The 24,115-nt window shown below is 44.1% G+C and carries 27 protein-coding genes and 1 pseudogene; 17 read left to right on the plus strand and 11 right to left on the minus strand.

The window, feature by feature from the left end; genetic code table 11:
* The first annotated feature begins 204 nt into the window (after positions 1 to 204).
* The 13 genes from HRM2_RS03520 (at position 205) to HRM2_RS03585 (ending at position 9,876) form a co-directional block, all read left to right on the plus strand.
* Entirely contained in the window at positions 205 to 636 is a 432-nt protein-coding gene (locus HRM2_RS03520) for a PaaI family thioesterase (protein ID WP_012663086.1), read from the plus strand.
* Between the two features lie 508 nt (positions 637 to 1,144).
* Positions 1,145 to 1,426, plus strand: coding sequence for a type II toxin-antitoxin system RelE/ParE family toxin (locus tag HRM2_RS03525; RefSeq protein ID WP_041273026.1), 282 nt, complete (start codon positions 1,145 to 1,147; stop codon positions 1,424 to 1,426).
* Positions 1,427 to 1,438: 12 nt separating this feature from the next.
* Complete coding sequence (locus HRM2_RS03530) at positions 1,439 to 1,738, plus strand: HigA family addiction module antitoxin (protein ID WP_012663088.1); 300 nt, start codon at positions 1,439 to 1,441, stop codon at positions 1,736 to 1,738.
* Between the two features lie 196 nt (positions 1,739 to 1,934).
* Entirely contained in the window at positions 1,935 to 2,588 is a 654-nt protein-coding gene (locus HRM2_RS03535; RefSeq protein ID WP_012663089.1) for a DUF1294 domain-containing protein, read from the plus strand.
* 338 nt (positions 2,589 to 2,926) lie between these two features.
* A complete protein-coding gene (locus HRM2_RS03540) occupies positions 2,927 to 3,157 on the plus strand; it encodes a hypothetical protein (RefSeq protein WP_041273027.1) in 231 nt (76 codons plus the stop codon).
* 386 nt (positions 3,158 to 3,543) lie between these two features.
* Positions 3,544 to 4,962 (plus strand): dihydrolipoyl dehydrogenase, encoded by a 1,419-nt coding sequence (locus tag HRM2_RS03550; protein ID WP_012663090.1) that lies wholly within the window; start codon positions 3,544 to 3,546, stop codon positions 4,960 to 4,962.
* Positions 4,963 to 5,025: 63 nt separating this feature from the next.
* Complete coding sequence (locus tag HRM2_RS03555; RefSeq protein ID WP_012663091.1) at positions 5,026 to 5,325, plus strand: hypothetical protein; 300 nt, start codon at positions 5,026 to 5,028, stop codon at positions 5,323 to 5,325.
* A 421-nt stretch (positions 5,326 to 5,746) separates the two neighbouring features.
* Positions 5,747 to 6,223 (plus strand): response regulator, encoded by a 477-nt coding sequence (locus tag HRM2_RS03560; RefSeq protein ID WP_232364184.1) that lies wholly within the window; start codon positions 5,747 to 5,749, stop codon positions 6,221 to 6,223.
* Between the two features lie 73 nt (positions 6,224 to 6,296).
* Positions 6,297 to 7,184 carry a M15 family metallopeptidase gene (locus HRM2_RS03565; RefSeq protein WP_012663093.1) on the plus strand — a complete coding sequence of 296 codons (888 nt, stop codon included), beginning with the start codon at positions 6,297 to 6,299 and terminating at the stop codon, positions 7,182 to 7,184.
* 403 nt (positions 7,185 to 7,587) lie between these two features.
* Positions 7,588 to 8,442 (plus strand): PAS and helix-turn-helix domain-containing protein, encoded by an 855-nt coding sequence (locus tag HRM2_RS03570; RefSeq protein ID WP_012663094.1) that lies wholly within the window; start codon positions 7,588 to 7,590, stop codon positions 8,440 to 8,442.
* Positions 8,443 to 8,566: 124 nt separating this feature from the next.
* Positions 8,567 to 8,761, plus strand: a complete 195-nt coding sequence (locus HRM2_RS03575) for a hypothetical protein (RefSeq protein WP_012663095.1) — start codon at positions 8,567 to 8,569, stop codon at positions 8,759 to 8,761.
* Positions 8,761 to 9,090 (plus strand): hypothetical protein, encoded by a 330-nt coding sequence (locus HRM2_RS03580; protein ID WP_012663096.1) that lies wholly within the window; start codon positions 8,761 to 8,763, stop codon positions 9,088 to 9,090. The genes HRM2_RS03575 and HRM2_RS03580 overlap by 1 nt, the downstream gene beginning before the upstream one ends.
* 123 nt (positions 9,091 to 9,213) lie before the next feature.
* The gene (locus HRM2_RS03585) at positions 9,214 to 9,876 is read left to right on the plus strand and encodes a cobalamin B12-binding domain-containing protein (protein WP_012663097.1); all 663 of its coding nucleotides are present in this window, start codon (positions 9,214 to 9,216) and stop codon (positions 9,874 to 9,876) included.
* A gap of 596 nt (positions 9,877 to 10,472) precedes the next feature.
* On the opposite strand, the gene HRM2_RS03590 is transcribed toward HRM2_RS03585, so the two are convergent.
* The 5 genes from HRM2_RS03590 to HRM2_RS03610 form a co-directional block, all read right to left on the minus strand.
* Positions 10,473 to 11,141, minus strand: coding sequence for an ATP-binding protein (locus HRM2_RS03590; RefSeq protein ID WP_041273016.1), 669 nt, complete (start codon positions 11,139 to 11,141; stop codon positions 10,473 to 10,475).
* Between the two features lies 1 nt (position 11,142).
* Positions 11,143 to 12,831 carry an integrase gene (locus HRM2_RS03595; RefSeq protein WP_012663098.1) on the minus strand — a complete coding sequence of 563 codons (1,689 nt, stop codon included), beginning with the start codon at positions 12,829 to 12,831 and terminating at the stop codon, positions 11,143 to 11,145.
* Positions 12,818 to 13,399 (minus strand): hypothetical protein, encoded by a 582-nt coding sequence (locus HRM2_RS03600; RefSeq protein WP_012663012.1) that lies wholly within the window; start codon positions 13,397 to 13,399, stop codon positions 12,818 to 12,820. The genes HRM2_RS03595 and HRM2_RS03600 overlap by 14 nt, the downstream gene beginning before the upstream one ends.
* Positions 13,399 to 13,770: a CHC2 zinc finger domain-containing protein gene (locus HRM2_RS03605; protein ID WP_012663013.1), complete on the minus strand. Its 372-nt coding sequence runs from the start codon at positions 13,768 to 13,770 to the stop codon at positions 13,399 to 13,401. The genes HRM2_RS03600 and HRM2_RS03605 overlap by 1 nt, the downstream gene beginning before the upstream one ends.
* Before the next feature lie 300 nt (positions 13,771 to 14,070).
* Complete coding sequence (locus tag HRM2_RS03610; RefSeq protein WP_012663014.1) at positions 14,071 to 14,469, minus strand: hypothetical protein; 399 nt, start codon at positions 14,467 to 14,469, stop codon at positions 14,071 to 14,073.
* A 481-nt stretch (positions 14,470 to 14,950) separates the two neighbouring features.
* On the opposite strand from HRM2_RS03610, the pseudogene HRM2_RS25830 reads away from it, so the two are divergent.
* Together HRM2_RS25830 and HRM2_RS03620 are read left to right on the plus strand one after the other, a co-directional pair.
* Positions 14,951 to 15,400 (plus strand): annotated as a pseudogene (locus tag HRM2_RS25830) (M15 family metallopeptidase); the annotation flags it as partial.
* 271 nt (positions 15,401 to 15,671) lie between these two features.
* On the plus strand, positions 15,672 to 16,247 hold the full coding sequence (locus HRM2_RS03620) for a YkgJ family cysteine cluster protein (RefSeq protein ID WP_041273030.1): 576 nt from the start codon (positions 15,672 to 15,674) through the stop codon (positions 16,245 to 16,247).
* Between the two features lie 83 nt (positions 16,248 to 16,330).
* Here the strand turns inward: HRM2_RS03620 and HRM2_RS03625 are convergent, their stop codons facing one another.
* Entirely contained in the window at positions 16,331 to 16,678 is a 348-nt protein-coding gene (locus tag HRM2_RS03625; protein ID WP_232364185.1) for a TraR/DksA family transcriptional regulator, read from the minus strand.
* A 91-nt stretch (positions 16,679 to 16,769) separates the two neighbouring features.
* Positions 16,770 to 16,982, minus strand: a complete 213-nt coding sequence (locus tag HRM2_RS03630) for a hypothetical protein (RefSeq protein WP_012663102.1) — start codon at positions 16,980 to 16,982, stop codon at positions 16,770 to 16,772.
* Positions 16,983 to 17,208: 226 nt separating this feature from the next.
* Between HRM2_RS03630 and HRM2_RS03635 the strand changes: the two genes are divergently transcribed.
* Entirely contained in the window at positions 17,209 to 19,071 is a 1,863-nt protein-coding gene (locus tag HRM2_RS03635) for a bifunctional acetyl-CoA hydrolase/transferase family protein/GNAT family N-acetyltransferase (protein ID WP_012663103.1), read from the plus strand.
* A gap of 167 nt (positions 19,072 to 19,238) precedes the next feature.
* On the opposite strand, the gene HRM2_RS03640 is transcribed toward HRM2_RS03635, so the two are convergent.
* The 4 genes from HRM2_RS03640 to HRM2_RS03655 all read right to left on the minus strand — a co-directional run bounded on the left by HRM2_RS03640 (position 19,239) and on the right by HRM2_RS03655 (position 23,854).
* A complete protein-coding gene (locus HRM2_RS03640; protein ID WP_012663104.1) occupies positions 19,239 to 20,039 on the minus strand; it encodes a methyltetrahydrofolate--corrinoid methyltransferase in 801 nt (266 codons plus the stop codon).
* Between the two features lie 187 nt (positions 20,040 to 20,226).
* Complete coding sequence (locus HRM2_RS03645; protein ID WP_012663105.1) at positions 20,227 to 20,859, minus strand: corrinoid protein; 633 nt, start codon at positions 20,857 to 20,859, stop codon at positions 20,227 to 20,229.
* 11 nt (positions 20,860 to 20,870) lie between these two features.
* A complete protein-coding gene (locus tag HRM2_RS03650) occupies positions 20,871 to 22,292 on the minus strand; it encodes a trimethylamine methyltransferase family protein (RefSeq protein WP_012663106.1) in 1,422 nt (473 codons plus the stop codon).
* Between the two features lie 62 nt (positions 22,293 to 22,354).
* A complete protein-coding gene (locus HRM2_RS03655) occupies positions 22,355 to 23,854 on the minus strand; it encodes a BCCT family transporter (RefSeq protein WP_012663107.1) in 1,500 nt (499 codons plus the stop codon).
* Between the two features lie 113 nt (positions 23,855 to 23,967).
* Here HRM2_RS03655 and HRM2_RS28040 point away from each other — a divergent pair, with 113 nt between their 5' ends.
* Positions 23,968 to 24,096 carry a hypothetical protein gene (locus HRM2_RS28040; protein ID WP_269719608.1) on the plus strand — a complete coding sequence of 43 codons (129 nt, stop codon included), beginning with the start codon at positions 23,968 to 23,970 and terminating at the stop codon, positions 24,094 to 24,096.
* Positions 24,097 to 24,115: the final 19 nt, after the last annotated feature.

Genomic DNA, 24,115 nt, shown 5'->3' on the forward strand with positions numbered 1-24,115 from the left:
CCTGTCCTAAGCACTCAGTAAAAAATTCCGCCGTTAATATTATCCCATGCTTGCTATTTTTTTAATCAGGGTGTAGCGAAAGTAAGTTTAATTGTGGGTCATTAAATCCATAACCCTTCCGGGTTACATACAGCAGCAACAGATTACTCAGAAAAAAACTGGCTCTGTGGCTTGTGACAGCCATAAAAAATTAAGGAGATATTAGTGAAAATTAAAAACATTTATAAGATTATGGCTGAAATGGAAGGTGGAAAAATGTTAACTCTGCCACCAGAAAGTGCTAAAGAAATGAATGCAGAACTTATAGAATATGTTGAAGAAGAGTCAATTAAAGTGAAGTTTCCACTTTATGAAAAATATAATAATCCGGTAGGACTTATTTTAGGAGGCTTTCTACCTGTGTTTTTTGATTTAAGTTTCGGTCCTTTATCATATCTTGTTGCGAAAAAACCAGCCACAAGCCTTGATCTAAATACAACTTTCATACGGCCAATTACGATAAAAGATAAAGAAATAATAATAAAAGCATCGGTCATCAATAAAAGTAAGTCATACCTCATTTTAGATGCACAAGCATTTAACAGTAAAAATGATCTGGTAGCTACTGCAACATCGAGGATGCTGATATTAAACTAATCCTATCGAGTTTAATCTTAATGAATTATCCCGTAATTTTTTCAAATGAGATATAGAAATTAAAATTGCACAACAAAAAAAACACACATAATAACATGGTTAAGATGAATGCCATAAAAGCTTAACTAAAAAATAGAGCTGACCACAAAAGCCGAGCCGATTTGTCGTAAATTTAAAGTATTAGGTGGCTTTTGTGTCAGCTCATTTAGGCGTTCACCAAAATTTAAGGAAAAAATAAATCAAATTGATTTGTTGTATAAACTTAACTTAAAATTACCTGAAATTCAAAATCTGGTAATATTTTTCAGTTCATTGCTTTTTGGAGAACCCAATAATGCATATTTTATCATTGCCGATTAAAGCGTTCCGAGGAATCCAAGAGGCTCTCCTGATCCTCCCCCGGTATTGTACACACGAAGTTAAGCCACTATTTTGAATAATTAACTCTGTCTGAATTTTAAAATCATACCCCTTGACGATATTATCTTTATCGGTTACTATATTAACCATGATAAAAGACTTTAAATGCAAAGAAACCAAATCTATATTTAATGGCCTTTTTTCTAAAAAATTGCCACAGGATATACAAAGGCTGGCTGAAAGGAAGTTAATCATGCTTCATAGAGCAACAGAAATAAATGATCTTAGAGTGCCGCCTGCAAATCGGCTGGAAACGCTCAGTGGCAATCGGATGGGACAACACAGCATACGTATAAATAAAAAATGGCGAATTTGTTTTGAATGGAAAGAGGATGGCGTACATAGTGTTGAGATCGTTGATTATCATTAAGGAGGTACTAATATGAGAGATTTTCCCCCTACACACCCTGGTGAAATATTACTTGAAGAATTCTTAAAACCAATGGGTATAAGCCAATATCGGATTGCTAAGGATATAGGCGTTCCTGCTATGCGGATAAATAAAATTGTTCGGTGTGAAAGAGGAATCAGTGCGGATACTGCTTTAAGATTGGCGCATTATTTTGGAATGTCTGTTGATTTCTGGACGGGAATTCAGGTTCACTATGATACTGAAATAGCCAAAATGAAATTAGGAGACAGGTTGGAAAGGGAGGTCAAAACATTTGATCCTGCCGCTTGATTTTTTTAAAGCTGATTTTACTAAACTCAATTGGTCCCCCCATATCTGAAAGAATAAAATGTCCACCCCAACTTAAAAATGCACCGGATTTCACCGGTGATTTTCGTGCTGCACACAGACGAGCTGGTGAGCTTAACATTATACCTGATCACACCATTAAAATATTAACATTGTTACTTAAGAACGGTTAGAAATCATGTTAAGAAGAGGAAACATTACATTATGGAACGATGAGAAGGGCTTTGGATTTATTACCCCCAATGCTGGCGGCAAACAACTTTTTTTTCATATTAAATCCTGCAGTCCCCATAATCGTAGACCAGCGATCAATCAGTCCATAACCTATTCTTTGTCCGTTGACAAACAAGGGAGACCATGCGCTGTAAAAGTCATTCTTCCCGATAATGACAGAGCTCCGGAGATCAAAAAGAAGGAGGGAGGGCTTTCAGTCATTGGTGCCGCATGCTTTCTTGGCGTTGTTTGTTTCTCTGTTTTTACAGCCAAAATTCCCATCATGATTCTGGCTCTTTACCTGGGCGCCAGCCTGATCACCTTCATCGTATATGCGTTGGACAAATCAGCTGCCCGAAAAGGGGCCTGGCGAACCTCGGAAAATACGTTGCATCTTCTATCACTCATTGGTGGATGGCCCGGTGCTTTCATGGCCCAACAAAAACTACGCCACAAATCCCGGAAGCAACCCTTTCGTCTCATATTCTGGATAACGGTTCTGGTGAATTGCGGGGCCTTTACCTGGCTTTTTACTTCAACCGGCACCGCCACCCTGCAATCTTTTGTTCATGATAATTCCGGCCTCCTTCATTTCATTTCAAAAACACTGACTCACTGACAACGGCACTGGCTCATACGATTCCAGGATATAAGCCGGCCGTTGTCTTTTGAGATACTTCAGAACCGCAATTTATTGCGGTTTCCCATGGGAACGGACAGGCTGTTGGTGCACAGCCCTATCTTTTTTGATAAAAAAAGACTGCATGGATTAAAAAAATGAGTGACTTACAGGGGGGGATTGCTACACTAAGGCATATGGAAAAACTTAAAGCTGCCATGGAAGAGGGTCATAAAATATTGGTGAGTTCGGGATTTATCCATGTAAACATTTTCTATTAATCGGGAAAAAAGACCATCAAAGCCTTTGTCTCTGATGTCATCAAAAGGATTTAGCCCATGGCCATTTTTGGAAAGAATGGATTGGTTCGAAAGCAAGAGTTTGCTTTTGCGAAAAAGCTTCTTGCCTGGAAATATGAGAAAGCGGGTATCGCTTTACCAGATAAGAATGCTATATCCGCCCATGCTGTAAAAATTGTTGATGATGCCCACACTATAGCAAAAAAAACCGGCGGCAATGTGTTGGAGATTTTGAAAGACGCTGTGAAGGATCTTAAAAATAAAATATGAAAACAAAATCTAAAATACTGATATATCTGATTTTACTATCCGTTGCTGATTTGATTATCCCGTTTCCGATTACGGCTGTGATTTTACTTTATGTCCTTTTTAACAGACCTATTTGGTTTGAAAAATATGTAAAAGATATTTATAGGAGTTCCTGAAAATTATTATGACAACACGCATTGACCTTACCCATCCCATCCATAAAATTCTGCCTGGATCGGATATGGTGATTGTTGAAAATCTGACAAATCTGGATCAGTTTCATGGGGGGCTTTTGAATTCAGTTGTTTTCCTCTGTACTTTCACCAGGCAGATGGATTCCCAATCCGGACCGTGGCCAGTATTTAGGAGATGTTGAACGTTTTTACGATTAATATTGGAGAAAAGTCATGACCAGAGAAGTTGATGTGGCTATTATCGGGGCCGGTACTGCCGGTTTGACCGCCCAGGAGTTTGTTGCTGAGAAAACCGACAACTACGTGATCATTGATGACGGTCCCCTGGGTACTACCTGCGCCCGGGTGGGATGTATGCCGTCCAAGGCGCTCATTGCAGTGGCCAACAATTTTCACAAGTGTCTCTTTTTTGACGAATATGGCATCTCAGGGGCAAACGCCCTCCGGCCGGACTATTCCCGGATCATGGCCTGGGTGCGGATGCTCCGGGACGAGTTTACCGACGGTGTCATCCAGGAGATGTCAACCTTCACAGATCGACTGATCCGAAAGCGTGCCCGTTTTATCGATGCCAATACCCTGGATCTGGGAGACGAGAGAATCCGAGCCAGGCGTATCATCATTGCCACAGGTTCAAAACCGTGGATCCCGGAACGCTGGCAGCCCTACAAGGACCTTATCATTGACACGGACCAGTTTTTTGAACTTGCGGATTTGCCCGGATCGCTGGCGGTGTTTGGCCTGGGCCCCATTGGTATCGAACTGGGACAGGCCCTGCACCGTCTGGGTGTGGAGATCATCGCCTTCAGCCGGCGCAAAACTGCGGGCGGTCTGACCGACCCTGACCTTCAGACCTATGCCTTTGAGCATTTTTCAAAGGAGATGAACATCAAGCTGGGTACGGCCGACATCCGCCGCAGGTTGGGAAATAAGGTTGTTGTGGGATGTGAAAGCGGCGAATGGACGGTTGACCGGATATTGCTGGCCACTGGCCGCCGTCCCGTGATCCAGGACCTTGGCCTGGAAAATCTGGGGGTTGAACTGGATGACAGAGGCATGCCTCCCTTTGATCCCGGCACCCTTCAGATCAAGGATTTGCCCGTATTCCTGGCAGGAGATGTCAACGGCCAAAAGCCCATCCTCCACGAAGCCGCTGATGACGGAACTATTGCCGGGTACAACACCACAGCCAAGCGTATCTCCTGCTTTAAAAAACGCACCCCTTTGGCCATCACCTTCTCATCCCCGGATATTGCCATCGCAGGCCTTTCCCACAAGGAGCTGACAACCCGGGGAGTGGAATTTGTGACGGGCAAGGCCTCATGGGAGAAACTTGGACGGGCCAGGATGATTCTGGGCAAGGCCGCAGGAATTGCCCGGATCTACGCCGATAAAAAAAACGGCAGGCTTTTGGGGGCAGAATTGATGGCACCGGCCGGCGAGCACATGGCCCATCTTTTATCCTGGGCTGTGGGCGCAGGGCTGACTGCGGCTCGGGCGCTGACCATGCCCTTTTACCATCCAGTGCCCGAGGAGGCCTTAAGGTCAGCCCTGGGGCAAATTTTGAAGCAGATCGACGACCCTGCCCCTGATTTCCGGCTGGAACTTTGCCAGAAAAAGGGAGATTCTTAAAAAAGTCAACAAGGAAAATGAACCGGATTTCACCGGTTGTTTTCGTGTTGGAAAGGAAAAATAATGAAAAATAAAAAACAAAGAAAGGGTACCATGATTTCCGGCCTTGCATGGTACCGAAAATCTCAATGGGATAAACTACTTGAGGTTTCAGAAGACTCAGATAAACTAGAAGAAACTTTTGAAGAATGGCTGCAAGGTGCAGAGGAGTTCGTTAAAAATTTCGATACTCCTGGGGTAGTAATAAAAAAGATAGATATTGATGTTAAAGAATTGATCATCTGGTGTGCATCAAAAAATATTTCCGTAAATTCTGCATCAAGGTCACTTTACACTGCCCAGAAAGTTAAAGAATCACATTAGCTTTATTAAAAACAGTTTTCAGCAAATAAAACCAGCCGATTTTACCCGCAAAAAGGTGGGTAAAACGGCTGACCCTGGCTTTTACTGGCGGATACAAAATTATGGGGCGAATTCTAACATGGAGAACAGGTCATATGACGTGAAGTTTTACACTGAAACACAACTTGAATGAAAGACAGACAGACAAAAGCAATTGAATATCTTCTCCAGTATAACAGACGGACTATTCGGGATTATAAAGAATTTTGTCCAAAGGTAAACTGATGCAGTTTGCAGCGTGATCTTAAACTAATGATTGAAAAGGAACTGATTGGCAGTGAAGGGGCAACAAATCAGTTGGTCTATTTCTTAAGGGTATGCACTTGCGACATCTTATGACAGAACCTTGTGATAAACTCATGACAACGCTAAGGTAATATTTATGGAGGGGGCTATGTTCTCAATGCACTTTCTTTTGATTGATGATGAGGAAGTTCTTATTGAAACTATTGCTGAGCGCCTTCGATTAAAAGGGTTCGTTGTTGATTGTGCTTTGTCTGGAAATGAAGCGTTTTATCAATTGGAAAAAAATGACACCATTGATATCATTGTCCTTGATATTAAAATGCCGGATATGGATGGCATGAATATCTTGGAAAGACTCAAGGCAAAGTATCCCCTAATTGAAGTCATCATGCTTACCGGACACGCTACAATTGAGTCGGCAGTCAAAGCATTGAAGTGTGGCGCTTTCGATTATTTATTAAAACCATGTGATTTGAATGATCTCCTTTCCAAGGCAAACAAGGCTTTTTCAAGAAAGAGAGAGCGTGAGGCTAAAATTCTCAATGTAAAGTTGAAACCATATATTTCGGATCGAGAACGAGAGGAAATGATATCCAGAATAATGAAAGAATAATGTCTCTTTAGTTGGATACCAGCCCAAGTAAGGCAATTTCGCAGAAGCGGCTGGGTATCTAAAGGTGAGAATAATGCGGGTACGATTATTAGATAATTTTTGGGCACGGCTCTGTTTTTTTGTACTGATCATCAGTAGTACCACAGCGTGCATTGCCACGGAGAGCAGGCGGCCGATTGAAATTGCTTCTTTAAGCAAAACCGATTGTGCTCAACTAAAAGCAAAAAAGGTAATTACAGATGTCAATCCTGTGCCCTGTGAACGACTGAGCCAAGTCTGTTTCAGCTATCTGAATGAAAACGGTGTAATATGTAATGACGGAACACTGGTTGTTCTTGATCTCCTGGCCCCTAAGGTTGAAGCATTGATGCAGGATCTGCTGAAGCAGAACTTTGTAATTGCGAAAGCCCGCCCCATGGAAGCTTATCTCGGCGACGATCAGGCTTCAATGGCAGACAATAACAGTTCCGCGTTCAACGGAAGAGCTGTCGCGGGCGGTTCACGCTGGTCACTTCACGCATACGGATCCGCAATAGATATCAATCCTGTGCAAAACCCGTTCATTGACATATCTGAAGATGGAACAGCACTGATCAGCCCGGTGAAAAGTGCGCATTATTCAGTTAATCGTCTGAATCATCGTCCGGGTAAGCCAAGACGGCAGGGCATGGCTGAGGATGTTGTTGATTTGTTTGCGGAGCACGGATTTTTCGTTTGGGGCGGATATTGGAACTATCCGGTTGACTATCAGCATTTTCAGGTTGGCCCCCGTTCTTTTGTCGAGGCGCTGGTCGCTATGGAGCCGGAAGAGGGGGAAAAGTTGCTAAATCGGTTTATTGACATGTACAGAAATTGCCGCAAAATCAACCGTTCTGAATATGATTTGGTAAAAGTACGGGCCGAATGCATCGATGTCGTCTTAGCCGGCATGTCGGAATTCGTCATAAGTACCGAAGAATAAAAATGCGTTGCCAAAGAAAAATATTACAGAAACGGTGATATCAGGTGTTCTCAGGTATTATGTGCGCCGAGCATCGGCCTGATAGCCTGTGGCTATGCCAATTAAAATCAATAAATCATATCCAGCTTACCCCGCCGTTCTCCCATTTCCGATTCACATAATTTTAATTCTTGATGTTTACTCTTTTGGGAGATTGCTCCATAATAGCGGCCTTGAAAATTAATGGCAATATTAGGGGAACGTCCATTTACATGGCATACAGACTATGCATATGTGGCAGTTATAAAGAAATTGGTTACAGCTAATGCCACCAACCGGCTCTGAAGTCTGATGCCTGTATCCACAAGCCTATTATCCGGCGGGATTTAGATGCCGCCATCCGAGAGGTTTTAAAAAAATACCTATGACACGACAATATGCTGAAACCATCCTTAATTCATTATCCGCCCACATTGCCATCATTGACTCAAATGGTATTATTATAGATACCAATAAAGCCTGGCGGGAATTCGCTATATCCAACAACCCAGGTATGAGACCGGATATGCTCAATATAAATTATCTTAAAATATGTGATGCTGCCAATGGTGAAACAGCGGGAAGTGCTGCCCAGGTTGCAATGGGTATCAGGCAGGTCATCAAAGGAGATATTGATGAATTTGTCATGGATTATCCCTGCCATTCTCCAGGGAATAAACGCTGGTTTTACATGCGAGCCGTCCGGGTTGCAGGGTCACAGCCTTTACAGATTGTTGTCAGCCATGAAAACATCACGCCACTCAAAATAGCAGAGCATAAGCTGCTGCAAAGGGAAGCCGAGCTCAAGCAGAAAACCCTTGGGCTTGAAGAAGCCAATGCGGCGTTAAGAGCTCTGCTGCGTCATCGGGATGAAGACCTTAAGGAAATGGAACAGACTTTTTTTCAGAACCTTAAACAGACGATTTTTCCGTCCTTTGACCAGTTAAAAAAATTAAATCCCTCGGGCAAAGAAAAAAAAATAATCAGTCTTATTGAATCGGAGTTGAATAATATTGCCTCTCCATTTTTGCGCCATATTTCAAATTTTGAGGCCGTGCTTACCCCGCAGGAATTAAAGATTGCCTCATTGATTAAGCAGGGCCAATCTTCCAAAGAAATTGCTGATTTATTAAACCTTTCCATAACCACTGTTAATTTCCATCGACGCAATCTGCGTGACAAACTGGGTTTGAAAAATACTGCAACCAATTTAAATACATTTTTACTGCATTTAAACTAACTCCGTCTGATACAGAATAACGGTTTTTTCCCGTCATCAAACTGTTACTTTTCCATTCTTGTAATCAACACCCTTCTGGATGATAATAAGGTTAACTTTACCATAACTCATCAAGGAGGTTGACATGCTTTGTACTCTTTCCAATCTGAAAAAACAGGATATCGAAGAGATAAAAACACTTGAGCAGGAAACTGGGCACATTGTTCTTGCCTTTTCTTGCCATAAATCCAAACCGTCTTTGGTGGATAAAAATACGCTTGAAAAAATCCAATCCTTGGAAAATAAATTGGGCTTGTCACTGGTTGCAGTAGAATTGTAATGCAGGAAGCGGCAACAATTAAATGCTCTGTTGAGAGAGTTGGGCTTGAACAGGTGGAGGCTTGTTCAGCCCAATTTTATGGGAAACATACGGGTGAAGTAATCTGTAGTTCCATTTTTAAACAACAGCCGTTCTATTTACTCGAAGCAAAAATAGCACCAAACACCTGGCTGGATATCCAGGAAATTTATACCCAGGAGGAATTGCCTTCATGCTATCAGGAACGGCAACAGGCTAAGGATGCCAAATCGAAGCTGAAAAGTTTTCTGATAGGGAAATGGAAAGGGCGCTTTAAAAAATTTCCCATAAGGGTCCGTGAAATTTTCTGACCCTTGCCCATGGTGACCGGTGCTGAGATTAAACTTATTTAATTTTCCTTCGCCCTATAAAAAAATCCAATTATGGGTTTAAACAGAGTTGTACTGCCCATAAAAAATTCAGGAGATCAAAGAATGCCTGCAAGAATTAACGAAAAATATATCATAAAGCAATTATGCACTGCAGTGGCCGCCATGGACGAAACAGCCACTATATCATGGGCGGTCAAGGCATCTGAAAAGAAGATAAATCTCCATCTGCTTGTCCATGACGGTCTTTGTAAAGGGCTTGAAATTGTAAGTGAAAAATATGAAACAGGGGAATATATCTTACCTCAATTGGTTGATTTATCGAAATTGCTGGATACTACCATGAGTATTCTCAATTCCGGCGGCATACCTGCCCCGGATGTCCGCCAGCAGGTAATCGTCATGGGTGTGGTGGAAGGAGACATCCATGATATAGGAAAAAATATATTAAAATTGATGCTGACACCTCTTGGCTTTCGGATAATTGATATGGGCCGAGATGTACCCATACCGCTTTTTGTACAAACTGCGATCAGAGAAAAAGCAGATATGATTTGCATTTCTTCAAGTCTCAGCACCACACTTCCGGGAATATCCCAGGTCATGAATCAGCTTAAAAGCAATGGTGTTAATGGTGATATCAAGTTGATTGTCGGAGGTGACGCAGTATCAGACGCCTTTGCTGCCAGAATCGGCGCAGATGGCTATGCCCCTAATGCTGCCATGGGGGTAAAACTGATTAAATCATTGCTTACCGAAAACGATTGATTCCTAAAAAAACATGGGTGTGTCAAACCTGTGTTGTTGTTGCTTTTGAAAACCTTGATTCTAAAGCCTGTTCCGTCTTATGTGGGTAGCCGGGTCCATAGACGATGAAGAACCATCAGCATTAGTACCGAAGAATAAAAAAGGGCCGCAGGTATGCTAAAAAGGGTCTCTTCCGAGGCTTGCCCCATTGTGTTTTCAGGTGATAAGATGCAAATACTCTAACGCTTTTTATCTGCCCTGTTTTTATAAAAAAGGCCTCAATAACATTTATAATCAGCTACTTGCATAGCATTGGCCCTAATCGTGTTTTCGCAAAATACTCTAACGCTTCAAATAAATATCATTTTTTACAGTAGGTTAATGCTATTTTATAGCAGTGTTGCACGGAATGTGTATTTCAAAAATCAGTCAATGAAGTTTGAGAAGTTGTAAACAAAAATAGACCATTCGCTAAAAAAGCGTAATGGTCTATCCTGATTTAATTATCTTGTCCGAGGTATCTAATCTGGACGATCTAAAGTTTTAGAACAGCAAAATCAGTCCTTTCTGGCCTCACATTATTTCTTGGTGAAATTTTTCCATGTGCCTTATGTTCGTTATTGAGGAGGAAGATCAGAGAGAAATTCCAAGGCAAGATTGATGTCAACAAAGGTGTATTTCAACTCCTTTGCTCTGTCCCTGCAGTCTGTACAAATTTCTCTGAATTTTCTCATATCGCCTTTGGTCGTCATATAAATCTGTTCAATGGCCTCCTGTTCAATATCCTTGTACTCGACAATGAAATCTTCTACCACAATCGGGTATAGAATAAGCGTTTTCAAGCGGCTGAGGATGTCTGGATGCTCGCGGGTTAAAAAGGTCCTCACCTTTGGTAATCCTGCAAATACAATGGGAACACCGGCATCGATAACCCTTTTGAGGTAGGGCCAGACCCGGGGATCAAGATCGTTTGCCTCGTCGATTAAAATAAAGCAGTTGGACAGACTGCATATCATTTCCAAATATTGAGGGGTTCGCCGGTAGGTGGCGATTGTGTCGTAATTTAGCTTCTTTAAAATCGATGCCAGGGTTTCATGTATGTTGAACAGTGACTCCACCCAGACGGCATGAAGTTTTTTCGGTTGCAGCAATTTCAAGAAACGGGTTTTACCCACGCCATAATCACCCTCGATCAAGACGCTCTGCCTACGATAGATTCGGTTATATGTGGCCCCCAGATAAGAAATGCGGCGTTTGTCATTTATAAAATCTTCTTTTCGTTTCATGTCATATTTCTCCAGAAAACGCATACGGTGCCACATGGATTCTTCGATAATGGCTTTCACAATCGAGAATAAAAGCATTGAACAGCACTGCCCCTTTTATATTCGTGGGTTGCTGCATCTTTTTTATATAGGTGGTGTATCTTTTCTGGTTATGCTGAAGGATTTGCTTTGCCATGGGCATGGAAAGACCTTTTTTATAATTTTTAATCAGGAGGGGCCGATCGACGACCATGCTGTTGTGCTCCAAAAAGGCGATGATCTGATCCAGCTCATTTTTGTCCGGCAATATGGTCAATACTTTTAACGGCTTTTCAAAGGGCTTTCGGGCAAGGGCTTCTCCCCAAAAAATACCATCCTCCCTGGGCTCAAAAAGGAAAAGCTTGTCATTGTATCTGGATATCTGAACGGGTGTACTTTTATGGGAGCTGAACTTGTCTACACCCATGGTCACATAGTAATCCTGATTTTCAAATCTGATGGTCTTCTGCTTTGATACCGTGGCTTTTGTTTTTCTAAATCCATATTTCATGTGCTCCTTGACCTGATCAGTACAAAAGGTCAGTGTGCTGGTAAATGTTTTAAAAAAGTCTGTGAGCTTTTTATCCGGCACCCAGGCACTGACTTTTCCTTTTTCAGAGAAATAGTGGCGTGTACAGTTGTGTTCATGGCGATATTTCTCCATAAGTGAGCTTGTTTTTAACTCATCCAAATTTATATCAAGGAGGGTAACGGTGATTTTTTCTTGTTTTCCTTTTTTGAAGATGTACCCGGGCTCTGTCTTTACGATCCTTTTTTCAAACGCCTTGATGATTCGGATTTCAAAATTATGAAGGCTGCGGTGGGATGATTCCAGGTGAGCCTTATCCTTGGGAGCATGGATCCTTGAGAAATCAGGTTCCATATAAAACCCGTTCGGGGTGGAATGTTTCAAATTCAAGTCGTTGATGGGGCGCTTAAGATTTAAAAAGCCCTTGGCATTATCCGGCCGGATACGAATCTTTTTTTGGGGAAATGGCCTATCCAGTAAAAATTTGGTGAACAGGTTCACGGAGTTCCAACTGCTTTCGGAAAAATACGCATCCAGGACAAACATATAACGAGAGCCCGTATCATAAAATTCTATGACCTGGGGCTTTTGCCAATGACCCTTGTCGTTTCTGATCTTAAAATATCTAAAAATACAGCCATCCATCTGGATCAGATCAAACACCGGTTCTGGTTTAAAACTATTTTTGACCGGAATATCGTCCTCGAAATCTGGTTTATTCAAATATGATTTGAGGTTTTCACGGTAAACACAGTGCCTGAGGGCATGGATGGAGATCCTCTTTTTGAACTCTTTCTCAAGCCAGTGGTGATAATTTTTAATGGTTCTTGCCTTATGGGTAATAAAGATGAACCGTTGGCTTGACGGATCACACGACTCTTTTACCATTTCTATAAAACGTCTGCGGACCTGTTCGGAGAAAGAACGGGGACGTCCACTGCACTTGCGGCCCTCCATGACCTTCTTTTCCACAAGTAGGAGTGGCCCCGGAATAATGCCGGTTTTTTGATATTGATCTTTGTAATATTTTTTACTTGCTCGTTTGGCCGAGCCTTTTTTGTTCATGATCTTTTTATGGAGCAAAAGATTGAAACGGTCATCAAGCGTCAGAGTAGGTATGACCTTCAGGTTATCCGTGTCCATTGCCGTTCTCCCTTGTCAATATTTTTTCCCGAATGACCCGGTTCCACAATAGCCCAGCCTGGCGAGATGTCTTTTGCCAGTGATCCTGTTGGGCCAGTCGAACCTGGTCAAGCATTGCCTGGACAGCATCCATATAGGCTTTGCTGACCTGATCGGTTAAATCCACAGGTTCGTCTTTACTGCCGGTGTCGTTTTCTTTTGCGGAATCAATGAACTGTTTGATGTTTGGTGCGGTTATCTCCATGGCGGTTTTTAAAAATGCCTTCCATATTTTACGCTGTTCGATGGGATCCAATGGGGCCAGGGGGCGCACCTGGGATTCATTGTTGGGAAGAATGTCTCCAATTGGAGACAGATTGTTGATAACCTTATAGGATTCTATCAGGCGATAAGCTTGGGCTCTGCCCATATCCCAGCGCACTCTGGCATAAGTTTCAAAACTACTGAAAAGATTGAGTTTATACAGCCGGGTATCTTTTATCTCTTTCAGAGCTTTGCCTATTTCATGGAAACGACTCTGATTACGGGCAATAAGATTCTCCAGACGGGTCAACCGATCCTGTTCCATTATCCTAATCCTCCCGGCATGGTCTGGCCGATGCCTCCGATAAAATTTTGCAACCCCTGTCTGGCATCTTTGTTCTGATTCGGAACTTTGACCATCAGGCGTTTTAAGAACAGAACGCTCTCTTTAAACCCGATTCTCTGAACAGTCATCACAAGATCGATGGTGTTGAAGTTTTTTTCACATCGAAAGCACCGGGCCAGGTTGGTGGCTGGGTTTATGGCTGTCTGGAATTCATTACAGATCGGGCACAGAAAACGGAAAAAGCCTTCACTGATTTTTGATGGCATTTCCAGTTGCTCCCTTATCAACATCTCCACAGGGATAAAATTTCTTAATTCAAACAACTCTTGGGATGAAAATTTTTTTGGCATGAGTCCTCACATTTGTCGGGGTTATCAAGGCACTTTGCCTTAAGCTCAAGGCAAGGTGTAAAAATCCTATTTTTAAACTACTATAATAGCCCCATCCTTGTCTGTTGTGTCTTAAACACCCTTATGTATTAGTCTGTTCGTATCTCCTTTATTTACAGAGGTTTAGGTTAATGATGCGTCTTAAAACCCTAAGTCGATTACTTTGTTGGGATATCAATGAATTACAGTTGGTTAAGTCTATGATGCGTCTTGAAACTCCGATTCGATTAGTCGAGGTTTTTATCCATAAACACCCCCCCCCTATCTGAACGCAGTTTTTGAATCGTATGACTGATTCAGAATCTGCCAAGCTACATATTGGATGACGATCATATTTCTTGTTCCATACTCGTTTTCTAAAATTTCATATGGCAATACGGGCTTTGCCAGGCAGTTGGGCGGGGGGTGTTCATGGGGAGGTATGCTGGATTTAAATTCCTTAGAAGATTCTTCCTCAATCTTTTCTAATTTTTTACCCAGATAGTTATTTTTAAAATATTCACCGTTTTTTTTGTTCCATTTTTGACAGTTTCTTCGGTGCTGTTCAGTTTTGCAGGCAGACCTTCCACATGTTGTCTGTCGTCCTTTTTGGCGGACATCCGGCTTAAACCATTTGCGGCAAATACAGCAGGGGCGTTTTCCACTTGAACTTTTTGCCATTATATTTTCTCCAAATTTAAATCTGGATGAAAATATAGCCCTAAAAATTGATTTTGTCGTAAAAGCGGCGGGGTAAGCGGGGTATGATTTATTTTCTATTTGGCGGGGTATTTGCGGCGGGCTGCCCTAATCATAGCGTTATAGTATTTTGCGAACGATTTGGGGGGTAGGCGTTAGAGTATTCGCATCTTAACATTCAGGCGGCGTGGCAAACAACCCATGCATGTGCAGCCTGCTTGAAGATATAGTTCAAAGAAAAATCCTTGTTCCAGATGAACCACAGATGGTTGGAGCCTTTGCTTTGCGTCAATTTAAGCTCGAAACATCGGGAAAGGAAAAATTCAACTCTAAGACGAGATTGGGGAAAAGGACAGTTTCCGCACAGAAATTAACCAATGAGGCGTTCCACTCGGTGAAAAGGAGAGAGCGTCACTAATCCGCGTTCAACGGAAGAGCTGTCGCGGTCGGTTCACGCTGGTCACTTCACGCATACGGATCCGCAATAGATATCAATCCTGTGCAAAACCCGTTCATTGACATATCTGAAGATGGAACAGCACTGATCAGCCCGGTGAAAAGTGCGCATTATTCAGTTAATCGTCTGAATCATCGTCCGGGTAAGCCAAGACGGCAGGGCATGGCTGAGGATGTTGTTGATTTGTTTGCGGAGCACGGATTTTTCGTTTGGGGCGGATATTGGAACTATCCGGTTGACTATCAGCATTTTCAGGTTGGCCCCCGTTCTTTTGTCGAGGCGCTGGTCGCTATGGAGCCGGAAGAGGGGGAAAAGTTGCTAAATCGGTTTATTGACATGTACAGAAATTGCCGCAAAATCAACCGTTCTGAATATGATTTGGTAAAAGTACGGGCCGAATGCATCGATGTCGTCTTAGCCGGCATGTCGGAATTCGTCATAAGTACCGAAGAATAAAAATGCGTTGCCAAAGAAAAATATTACAGAAACGGTGATATCAGGTGTTCTCAGGTATTATGTGCGCCGAGCATCGGCCTGATAGCCTGTGGCTATGCCAATTAAAATCAATAAATCATATCCAGCTTACCCCGCCGTTCTCCCATTTCCGATTCACATACTTTTAATTCTTGATGTTTACTCTTTTGGAAGATTGCTCCATAATGGCGGCTTTGAAAATTAATGGCAATATTAAGGGGACGTCCATTTACAGGACACACAGACCATGCATATGAAAGAAAAAATACCGGGGCTTGGCAAAATATATTCAGATTTTGTTGAAAGCACCGGGGAATTTAAAAAAGATGCCTCCTGTTCAAAGGGTTGCGGGTTCTGCTGTAAAGAGGCCGGCAGCATAGATATTACCACCTTAGAAGGCCTTGTCATCCGTCAGGCCATGAAGGACTTTTCAAGATCCCGCCAGAAAAGTTTGACCAAAAGTTTCCAGCAGGAAATTAAAAAAAGGGAAAAAGGGCTCACGGTTCCCTGTCCCTTTTTGATGAAGAACAATGCCTGCATGATTTACGAGGTCAGACCTTTTTCCTGCCGCAGGATCTATTCCATCCATGTATGCACCCAGGAAAATCCCCCGGCAGTGAATCGCCAGGCCATGGAAGTCGCGGACCAATCCATTAAAGCCCTGCAGCAACTTGATAATACCGGATATTCCGGACATCTCTCCTATATCCTCTATATGCTTTCGATTCCCGCCTTTATGGAGGTTTATGAAACAGGCGGTTTCAAACCCCAGGAGGTCATGGCGTTTGGAAAATCCCATAAGATTGTCATTAATAATATGATGGGGTAAGGGACTCGGAAAAATTAAAATCCAGCACCCTATTGGTGTATTTTAAAATTTCTGAGCCCCTAAGGCACGAAGGCATGGTGATCTCAACTACCCATATTTCCAGCACACTTAACGCACAGTTCGGTTTCAGGCAAGATCATTAATCTTGCAAATGGAATCGGCTCTTCACATGCGCTGCACAAGCCGAAATCAGGGGAACCAATCCTGGCAAGCGCGCGTTCCAGCTTTGACAGTGTGATTCTGGCTCTTTTTAAAGCGGCTTCATTCATACTTTTACTGTTGATTGCTTCCATGCGGGTGAGCCGACCAATGGCGTTATCCGGGGAAACCGGCTTTATCAGCAGTTCATAGGACTCGATAGTCTTTTTTATCGGTTTCAGTTTCTCTTTGATATTTTCTTTCAGTTTTAATCTTTGTTGGTTTTCCATCATATCGTCTTTTGTTAAATGGTTATTGCAATTGTTGAGGTGAAGTATGAACTACTGCAAATTTGCCTTTTTTTCCACAACCCTGGGCTGTGATTTAAATGATCTGCCGCCGAAGGTTGTGGAAAACCGTCTCAAAGGATTCAGGGTCACTCTGTTTTATTTTCTGCACCTGTTTGTCCACAAACCCATGGGTGAGTTCATCGTCCATATCTGACAACCGCCTGTAATATCCCAGGCGGCGGCTCAGGATAAAATAGTATGATTCCTGGGCCGTGTAAAGCGCCTTTGTCGATTTGATATTTTCCATTTTTTTTACGGATCAAGTTTAGCCTCCTTTCTATTGTTCCTGTATATAATTGAGTGAAGCCAGGACCAGGCCCCCAAAATTTAAGTCTTGCATAATAACGATTCGAATTCTATACCAGGAATGCAACTTTTAGGTGTTACTCTTACAACAGTTGTATGATTCCATTATTGAAATTTAACGGCGTATTGATTCTTTATGCGATAAATTACGGACAAGGAGGCATGCCGTGAACCTTGATTCCTACTGCCCTGATAAAATAATGACGGCAGAATCTGCCATTTCCAAAATTAAAATCGGTAGTCGTATCTTTATCGGGACCGGCTGCGGAGAACCGCAGCATCTGATTCACACCATGGTATCCAATAAAGCGCTTGAGGACATCCTGATCTATCAGATGCTGTCATTTTCATTGTCCCGGTATGTGGATGAGCCCTCATTTTTAGGACGATTTTCCCTCAAACTCTTCTTTATCAGCCGGGAGATGAGAAAGGCAGCCTTTGAGGGAAAAATTGATTATATTCCCGCCTATCTGTCCCAAATTCCGAGATTATTTTACAGCAAACGAATCGGACTTGATGTGGCACTGATTCAGGTGAGTCCTCCTGATAAACATGGATTTTGCAGCCTGGGGGTTTCGGTGGATATCACCCGCGCCGGTATGGCCAATTCCACCCTTGTCATCGCCCAGGTGAATGCACAAATGCCTCGAACCCTTGGAGACAGCAGTGTTCACATCGACGAAATCGATTATTTCGTTTTCCATGATGAACCGATACTGGAATTTTCTCCTACAATTTATCCCGATAATAATGTGGCCCAAAGAATTGGCCATTACGTTTCTCAACTGATCAGTGACAATGCAACCATCCAGGTGGGATTTGGAACGCTGCCCAATGAAATACTGCTCTACTTAAAGGATAAACGTAATCTCGGAATCCATACTCAGGTTATTACAGATGCATTTTTGCCCTTATTGGAACAAAAAGTAGTGACATGCAAAAAGAAAAATCACATGCCGGGAAGGGTGGTGGCCTCTTTGTGCATGGGCTCCCGAAAACTGTACGATTACGTGGATGATAATTCTCTGATTAATCTGCTTCCATCCGAATATGTGAATGATCCCAATGTGATCGCCATGAACAACAATCTGATCTCCATTAGTTCAGCGTTGGAGGTGGATTTGACAGGTCAAATAAACTCGGACTCAGTGGGATATAAATTTTACAGCGGTATCGGTGATCAGGTGGATTTTATCAGGGGCAGTGCCATGTCAAAAAATGGATTTTCCATCATAGCCCTCCCTTCAACTGCTCAAAATGGTCGTTTGTCCAGGATTGTCTCACACTTGAGTGAAGGCGCTGGTATGGCAACCACCCGCGGAGATGTCAATTTTGTGGTGACGGAGTACGGCATCGCCGAACTTCAGGGAAAAAGCATTTATCAAAGGGTCATGGAGCTTGCCCAGATAGCCCACCCGAAATTCAGGGATGAATTGATTCAACATGCAAAGAAACAGCATTTCATTTTTGCCGACCAACTTCCTCCCAGTGAGGATGACCTGCTTTTTCTTGAAGATTATAAAACCGTATTCAACTTAAGGGACGGCCGAACCATTGGATTTAGACCCCTCATGTCTGCAGATGAGTTTGACTTTAGAAATTTTTTCTACTCCCTTCATGAGGAGACCATCTATCGTCGTTTTTTTTATAGAAAACGGGTGCTTCCCCGTCGAGAAATCCAAAAAATCCGGGTCAATGTAGATTATCGCAAAAACATGACCCTAATCGGTTTAATACCCATAGGTGGCCATAAAGAGATTGTGGCAGTCGCCTCCTATGCCGAAGAAAGTCAGGATAAGTACGCAGAAGTTGCCTTTGTGGTGGGAGAGAATTATCAAAGGTTGGGACTCGCCTCTTTTATGTTGAAGCAGTTGGAAAACATTGCAAAGGAAAACGATTTTATCGGTTTTAAAGCTGTGGTACTCAAAGAGAACCGTGGCATGATCAATGTGTTCAAAAAACATTATCCTGAACTTGTCAAAATCAAAGATGACGGCATGGAAATGGAATTGCAGATGAAATTTGAGTGAACTTCACCTTGAAAACGAGGGTGCTTTCTCCACTTGTACAAAATAATCGACACGTATGGATATGTTCATTGTTTTTCTAAAGTACTTCAGGTCTGTAAATGAAAAACCCTGCTTCAGCCATTGGAAGCAGGGTTTTTTATCAGGTTTTTTATCTGGCTTTTATCTGTTTAACTTTCAATGGCGCCGGCGCGGACCCCTTTAAGGTAATTCATGCAGAACTGATCATGACCCAGCAGCATGTCTGCTGTTTTAATGGTGGCCATGATTTTTTTATCCAAAGGATCTATAATGGCGGAATCCATGCCCGCATCCATCATCAGGGAGACAAAGGTCCGGTTGATGATGTGGCGCTGGGGAAGGCCGTAGGAAATATTGGACAGCCCTCCTGTGATGTGGACTTCAGGGAATTGGGCTTTGATGGCCCTGACCGCATCCAATACCATGACCCCCTTGCTGGATTCAGTGGAAATGGGCTGTACCAGGGGATCCACATAGATGTTGGCCGTGGGGATACCGATTTTGTTCAACTCGTCCACCAGGGTTTTGGCCCGCCCCAGGATATCATCCGAAGAGCCGGGCATGCCGGCATCATCCATGCACAGGGCAATGACCCTGCAATCTTTTCCGGAAAGAAAGGGCATCATGGCGTTAAATCGCTCATTTTCCAGGGAAATGGAGTTGATCATGGGCGGCATTTTGACCATGGCAAAGGCCATTTCAAGGATGGCCGGATCCGGACTGTCCAGGGACAGCGGAATGTCACAAACCGGTTGAATCGTATCCAGCAGCCAGCGCATATCCGCTTCTTCATGGCCAATGCGGGCACCGGCATTCACATCTATAAATTTGGCACCGGCCTGCTGCTGTTGTTTTACATCGTTGATGATATAATCTGCATCCCGGTCAGCCACGGCTGCCTGGACCCGTTTTCTGGAGGTGTTGATTCTTTCTCCAATTACTTCAAACATTGTAACTCTCCTTTAGGGGCTCAGATGTAAATAAATCCACAAATATGGTGCAGGATTTCAGCTCGTATTCAAGGCGTATCAAAGGGAGCATATTGTAATATGTGCCCTTTGATGCAACGCAGAAGACGAGCTGAAAGACAAGCAATATTGAGGAATTATTTATTTCTGAATCCTTTACACCCCTGCTTTAATTGACGTAGGATTTTGCCATTTTAGAGGCAGAGCCGGCATCTGCTGCAAATCCGTCGGCACCGATCTGATCGGCAAAGGCCTGGGTCACGGGTGCACCGCCCACCATAATTTTGACCTGGTCTCTCAGGCCCGCTTCCACAATGGCGTCCACGGTCTGTTTCATGGCCGGCATGGTGGTGGTCAGCAGGGCAGAAAGGCAGACAATCTGGGCGTTTTTATTTTTGATTTCCTCGACAAAATTTTCAGGGGATATATCAACACCCAGGTTGTGTACTTCAAGGCCGGCACTTTCCATCATCATGGCCACCAGGTTTTTGCCGATGTCATGGAGGTCACCTTTGACGGTTCCGATGATCACTGAGGCACCTGCAGCGCCCTCTCCTTCACCCAGCAGGGGTTTGAGGATTTCCACGCACGCGCCCATGGCCTGGGCTGCCATGAGGACTTCCGGGATGAACATATCGCCGTTTTCCATTTTTTCACCGACAATGTCCATGCCCGCAATGAGTCCTTTGTTGAGAATTTTGCTGGCAGGCTCACCAGCTTTTATGGCTGCATTGACCAGTTCGGTAAGTTTTTCGGCATCACAGGATACCAGGGCCTCTGTCATTGCATTGAAATCAGTCATTTTTATACTCCTTATGCGTTTTTACGTTTTTCAACATATTGGATAAGTGCTTTTTCTATCTCGGGATCAATCTCTGGCTTTTCATAGCTTGCAAGGCGTTTGGTAACCCGGTCTTCTGCTATCATTTCAATGGATTTTTTGCCGGCCTTGAGCCAGGCATCGGGATTCTGGCGTGCCATCAAGGAGGGCGTGAAAAATTCAGTCCGGCAGAGTTTGAAGGTCTTGGGATGGGTCAGGTACTGGCCGCCGATCCCCACCTGCTTGATTATGTCAATATCAATGCTTTCGTCGGTTATTTCCAAAGGTTTCTGCATGGAACGGATCAGACCGCAGGTCTCTTCGTCCACCATGAATTTTTCAAAACTCATGGCAATGTATGATCCCAGGATTCCACAGGCATGGAGGATGAAGTGTATTCCGCTTCTGGCTGCCGTTTCAAGGGCCAGGGCTGATTCAACACCGGCCTGGGCATCCATGGCCATGGCATCTGTGAGCCCGCCGCCTGCCCTGGAGGGCAGGTTGTAGAACCTGGCCATCTGGGCCACCATGTGAATGTTTTTTGACAGCTCCGGTGCACCAATGGAAAGGGCTCCGGTTTTCATGTCCATGGCAGAGGAGGTTGATCCGTAAATTATAGGTACTCCTGGTCGTACCAGCTGGGCCAGAGTGAGGCCGGCCAGAATTTCAGCATTCTGGAGGGCAATCACTCCGGCAAGCGTTACAGGACCAGAGCCGCCGGCCATGATGAGGGATGCGACAACACAGGCCTGGTTGTACCTGGCCAGTTCAATGAGTGAGCCTGCCATTTCTTCGGAAAACTGGAGGGGGGACAGGGAGTTGATCAAAGAGACTGATACGGTCTTGTCCTTGATGTTCTCCTTTCCGCCCCAGAGAATTCCGGCCATTTCAATCCCGTCAATGGCGCCCTGTCTGGATGTTGGGCTGCCCATAAAGGGTTTGTCACAGAGCAGCATGTTGGAGAGGTTGAGATCCAGGTGAACGGTCTCGTGGGGCATGTCAGCTGGTTCCACCATCATCCAGCCGTTCATGTCAATATAGGGAGAGGTCTGGATAAGTTTACAAAAATTGTCGTAGTCTTCCATTGTGGCCTGGCGCTGGTTGCCCCTGGCATCCATGACAAAGGGAGCACCATAACCGGGAAGGAAGACAAAATCGTCCTCACCTATTTCCACATTTTTCTCAGGGTTCCTGGCATGGACGGTAAAACGTTTAGGTGCTGTTTTCAGAGCCTTTTGAATTTGTGATTCTTCAAAAAAGACTTTGGTGCCTTCCACTTTAAACCCATTGGATTTGAAAATCTCCACGGCTTCTTTGTCATTGAACGCCACACCTGTGTTTTTGAGAAGATCCATGGCAGCGTCATGGATTTTTTCCATTTGTGCGGTGGTCAGTTCCTGCATGCGATCATACATTTTTTTATCTCCTTTTTAAAAGGTCGGTGCCCCGGAAGGGTGAACCATCCGGGACGGGCATGTTACTGGTTGTTTGTTTTTATATATTGGTTCAATCCCTTGAAGGTTCCGTAAAGAACCATGAGAAGAAGGAACATCAAAGGAAATGCCGTTGCAATGGAAGCTGTCTGAATGGCCTTGAGGCTTCCGCCACCGGCGAGGACTGCTGCCACAGCCCCCAGGGCAATGCCCCAGAAGGCCCGCAGGTTTTTGCCCGGGTTTTCATGGCCGGATACGAACATGGCCAGGGATATGGCGGCTGAATTTGCCGAAGTAAGGAAAAAAGTGCCAATGAGAAAGATCAGGGCAATGGATAAAACGCCGGTCATGGGAAGGTTCTGGGCAATGGCAAAAATGGCGCTTTCCACCCCATGCTCGCTCAGGGTTTTGGTTACGTCAAAATGGATGCCGGCACCGCCGACGACCCCGTACCAGAGGAAGTTGCCCAGGGTGGGGAGAATCAGGGTGGCGGCAACGGTCTGGCGGATGGTTCTACCCTTGGAAATTCTGGCAATGAAAACGGCTACAAACGGAGCCCAGCTCATCCACCATGCCCAGTAAAATACGGTCCAGGAACCGATCCAGTTCCCTTCATAACCCGGGGCTGTGAACAGGCTCATGGGAATGAAGTGGAGGAGATACTGGCCAATGGCGTTGGTGGTCAGGTTGATGAGAAAGATAGTCGGTCCGAATACCAGGACAAAGAACCAGACCGCAACAAACACCCACATGTTGACGTCACCGATGAATTTCACCCCTTTTTCAATGCCCGTATACACGGAAATCGTGAAAATGGCGGTGAGTACCCCGATGATCATGTAGGTGGACCCGTCTCCCAGGGCCAGGCCGTACTGGTATTTCAGACCCGCAGACAGCTGGAGAGCTACAAACCCGGTGGTGGTGGCAAGTCCCCCCAGTGTTGCAAAAACTGCAAAAATATCCAGGACCTTTCCCCAGATGCCGTAGATTTTATCACCGATCACATAGTAGAAGGCAGAGGAGAATCTGAGGGGAAGATTCTGGGTGAAACAGGCATGGGCCAGGCCGACGGTGAGCATGGCGTAAATGGACCAGGCGCTCAGGCCCCAGTGGAAAAACGAATAGGTCATGGCATTGGCGCCGGTGGCCGGTGTCAGGGCCTCACCGCCGAAATAGGGGGGCGGACTCATATAGTGGTAAGCCGGTTCAGCTGGGCCCCAGAACACGATGCCTGCGGCAATGGCAGATCCGAAAAGCATTGCAAACCATGAAAAATTTGAAAATTCAGGCTTGTCCTGGGGAAGGCCCAGTTTCATGCTGCCGTATTTATTGCCCATGAGAATAAAGCAACCACATACCAGCAAAAATACGGTGAGCAGATAAAGCCAGGCCCATTTGGTAGTGGTCCAGCTGAATACGGCGTTAATGACGGTGGTCATGTTTTCAGGGAAGATTATCGACCAGAGGATAAATAAAACGGTTACAGAGGCTGAAATCCAGAAAACAAAAGGGTCAAAGGGCTTGGCGGGTGTGTTTTTGTCCAAAATTTAACTCCTGTGTAAATGATGTTATTCCATTATCCGGTCATGTCGAAGAACGTCCCGGGTTTTTTAGAGCAGAATGCAGATTGCATACCAGCGCAGAAGTATTTTTTTAAATGCTTGAATTTAAAGTACAAATTTTATTGTTTGTTCCTCAAATGCTGTGGCAGGAGCCTGCCGAGGGAAAGGGTGAAAAAAGTTTTTCAGTTTTTGCAGGGGAAGGGGTGAAAGAAATTTTTCAGTAGAAAAGAAATTGACATGGGA

The sequence above is a fragment of the Desulforapulum autotrophicum HRM2 genome, from assembly GCF_000020365.1.
In the GTDB taxonomy this organism is placed as follows: Bacteria; Desulfobacterota; Desulfobacteria; order Desulfobacterales; family Desulfobacteraceae; genus Desulforapulum; species Desulforapulum autotrophicum.

Bases quoted from the DNA above. Each gene is read 5' to 3' on its own strand.
- HRM2_RS03580 (WP_012663096.1), top strand. From the start codon at position 8,761: ATGCAGGAAGCGGCAACAATTAAATGCTCTGTTGAGAGAGTTGGGCTT.
- HRM2_RS03575 (WP_012663095.1), top strand. From the start codon at position 8,567: ATGCTTTGTACTCTTTCCAATCTGAAAAAACAGGATATCGAAGAGATA.
- HRM2_RS03645 (WP_012663105.1), bottom strand. From the start codon at position 20,859: ATGACTGATTTCAATGCAATGACAGAGGCCCTGGTATCCTGTGATGCC.
- HRM2_RS03605 (WP_012663013.1), bottom strand. From the start codon at position 13,770: ATGCCAAAAAAATTTTCATCCCAAGAGTTGTTTGAATTAAGAAATTTT.
- HRM2_RS03590 (WP_041273016.1), bottom strand. From the start codon at position 11,141: ATGAAACGAAAAGAAGATTTTATAAATGACAAACGCCGCATTTCTTAT.
- HRM2_RS03550 (WP_012663090.1), top strand. From the start codon at position 3,544: ATGACCAGAGAAGTTGATGTGGCTATTATCGGGGCCGGTACTGCCGGT.
- HRM2_RS03625 (WP_232364185.1), bottom strand. From the start codon at position 16,678: ATGATGGAAAACCAACAAAGATTAAAACTGAAAGAAAATATCAAAGAG.
- HRM2_RS28040 (WP_269719608.1), top strand. From the start codon at position 23,968: ATGCTTGAATTTAAAGTACAAATTTTATTGTTTGTTCCTCAAATGCTG.
- HRM2_RS03540 (WP_041273027.1), top strand. From the start codon at position 2,927: ATGGCCATTTTTGGAAAGAATGGATTGGTTCGAAAGCAAGAGTTTGCT.
- HRM2_RS03595 (WP_012663098.1), bottom strand. From the start codon at position 12,831: ATGGACACGGATAACCTGAAGGTCATACCTACTCTGACGCTTGATGAC.
- HRM2_RS03565 (WP_012663093.1), top strand. From the start codon at position 6,297: ATGCGGGTACGATTATTAGATAATTTTTGGGCACGGCTCTGTTTTTTT.
- HRM2_RS03620 (WP_041273030.1), top strand. From the start codon at position 15,672: ATGAAAGAAAAAATACCGGGGCTTGGCAAAATATATTCAGATTTTGTT.
- HRM2_RS03525 (WP_041273026.1), top strand. From the start codon at position 1,145: ATGATAAAAGACTTTAAATGCAAAGAAACCAAATCTATATTTAATGGC.
- HRM2_RS03560 (WP_232364184.1), top strand. From the start codon at position 5,747: ATGGAGGGGGCTATGTTCTCAATGCACTTTCTTTTGATTGATGATGAG.
- HRM2_RS03610 (WP_012663014.1), bottom strand. From the start codon at position 14,469: ATGGCAAAAAGTTCAAGTGGAAAACGCCCCTGCTGTATTTGCCGCAAA.
- HRM2_RS03535 (WP_012663089.1), top strand. From the start codon at position 1,935: ATGTTAAGAAGAGGAAACATTACATTATGGAACGATGAGAAGGGCTTT.
- HRM2_RS03585 (WP_012663097.1), top strand. From the start codon at position 9,214: ATGCCTGCAAGAATTAACGAAAAATATATCATAAAGCAATTATGCACT.
- HRM2_RS03570 (WP_012663094.1), top strand. From the start codon at position 7,588: ATGACACGACAATATGCTGAAACCATCCTTAATTCATTATCCGCCCAC.
- HRM2_RS03640 (WP_012663104.1), bottom strand. From the start codon at position 20,039: ATGTTTGAAGTAATTGGAGAAAGAATCAACACCTCCAGAAAACGGGTC.
- HRM2_RS03650 (WP_012663106.1), bottom strand. From the start codon at position 22,292: ATGTATGATCGCATGCAGGAACTGACCACCGCACAAATGGAAAAAATC.
- HRM2_RS03630 (WP_012663102.1), bottom strand. From the start codon at position 16,982: ATGGAAAATATCAAATCGACAAAGGCGCTTTACACGGCCCAGGAATCA.
- HRM2_RS03600 (WP_012663012.1), bottom strand. From the start codon at position 13,399: ATGGAACAGGATCGGTTGACCCGTCTGGAGAATCTTATTGCCCGTAAT.
- HRM2_RS03530 (WP_012663088.1), top strand. From the start codon at position 1,439: ATGAGAGATTTTCCCCCTACACACCCTGGTGAAATATTACTTGAAGAA.
- HRM2_RS03555 (WP_012663091.1), top strand. From the start codon at position 5,026: ATGAAAAATAAAAAACAAAGAAAGGGTACCATGATTTCCGGCCTTGCA.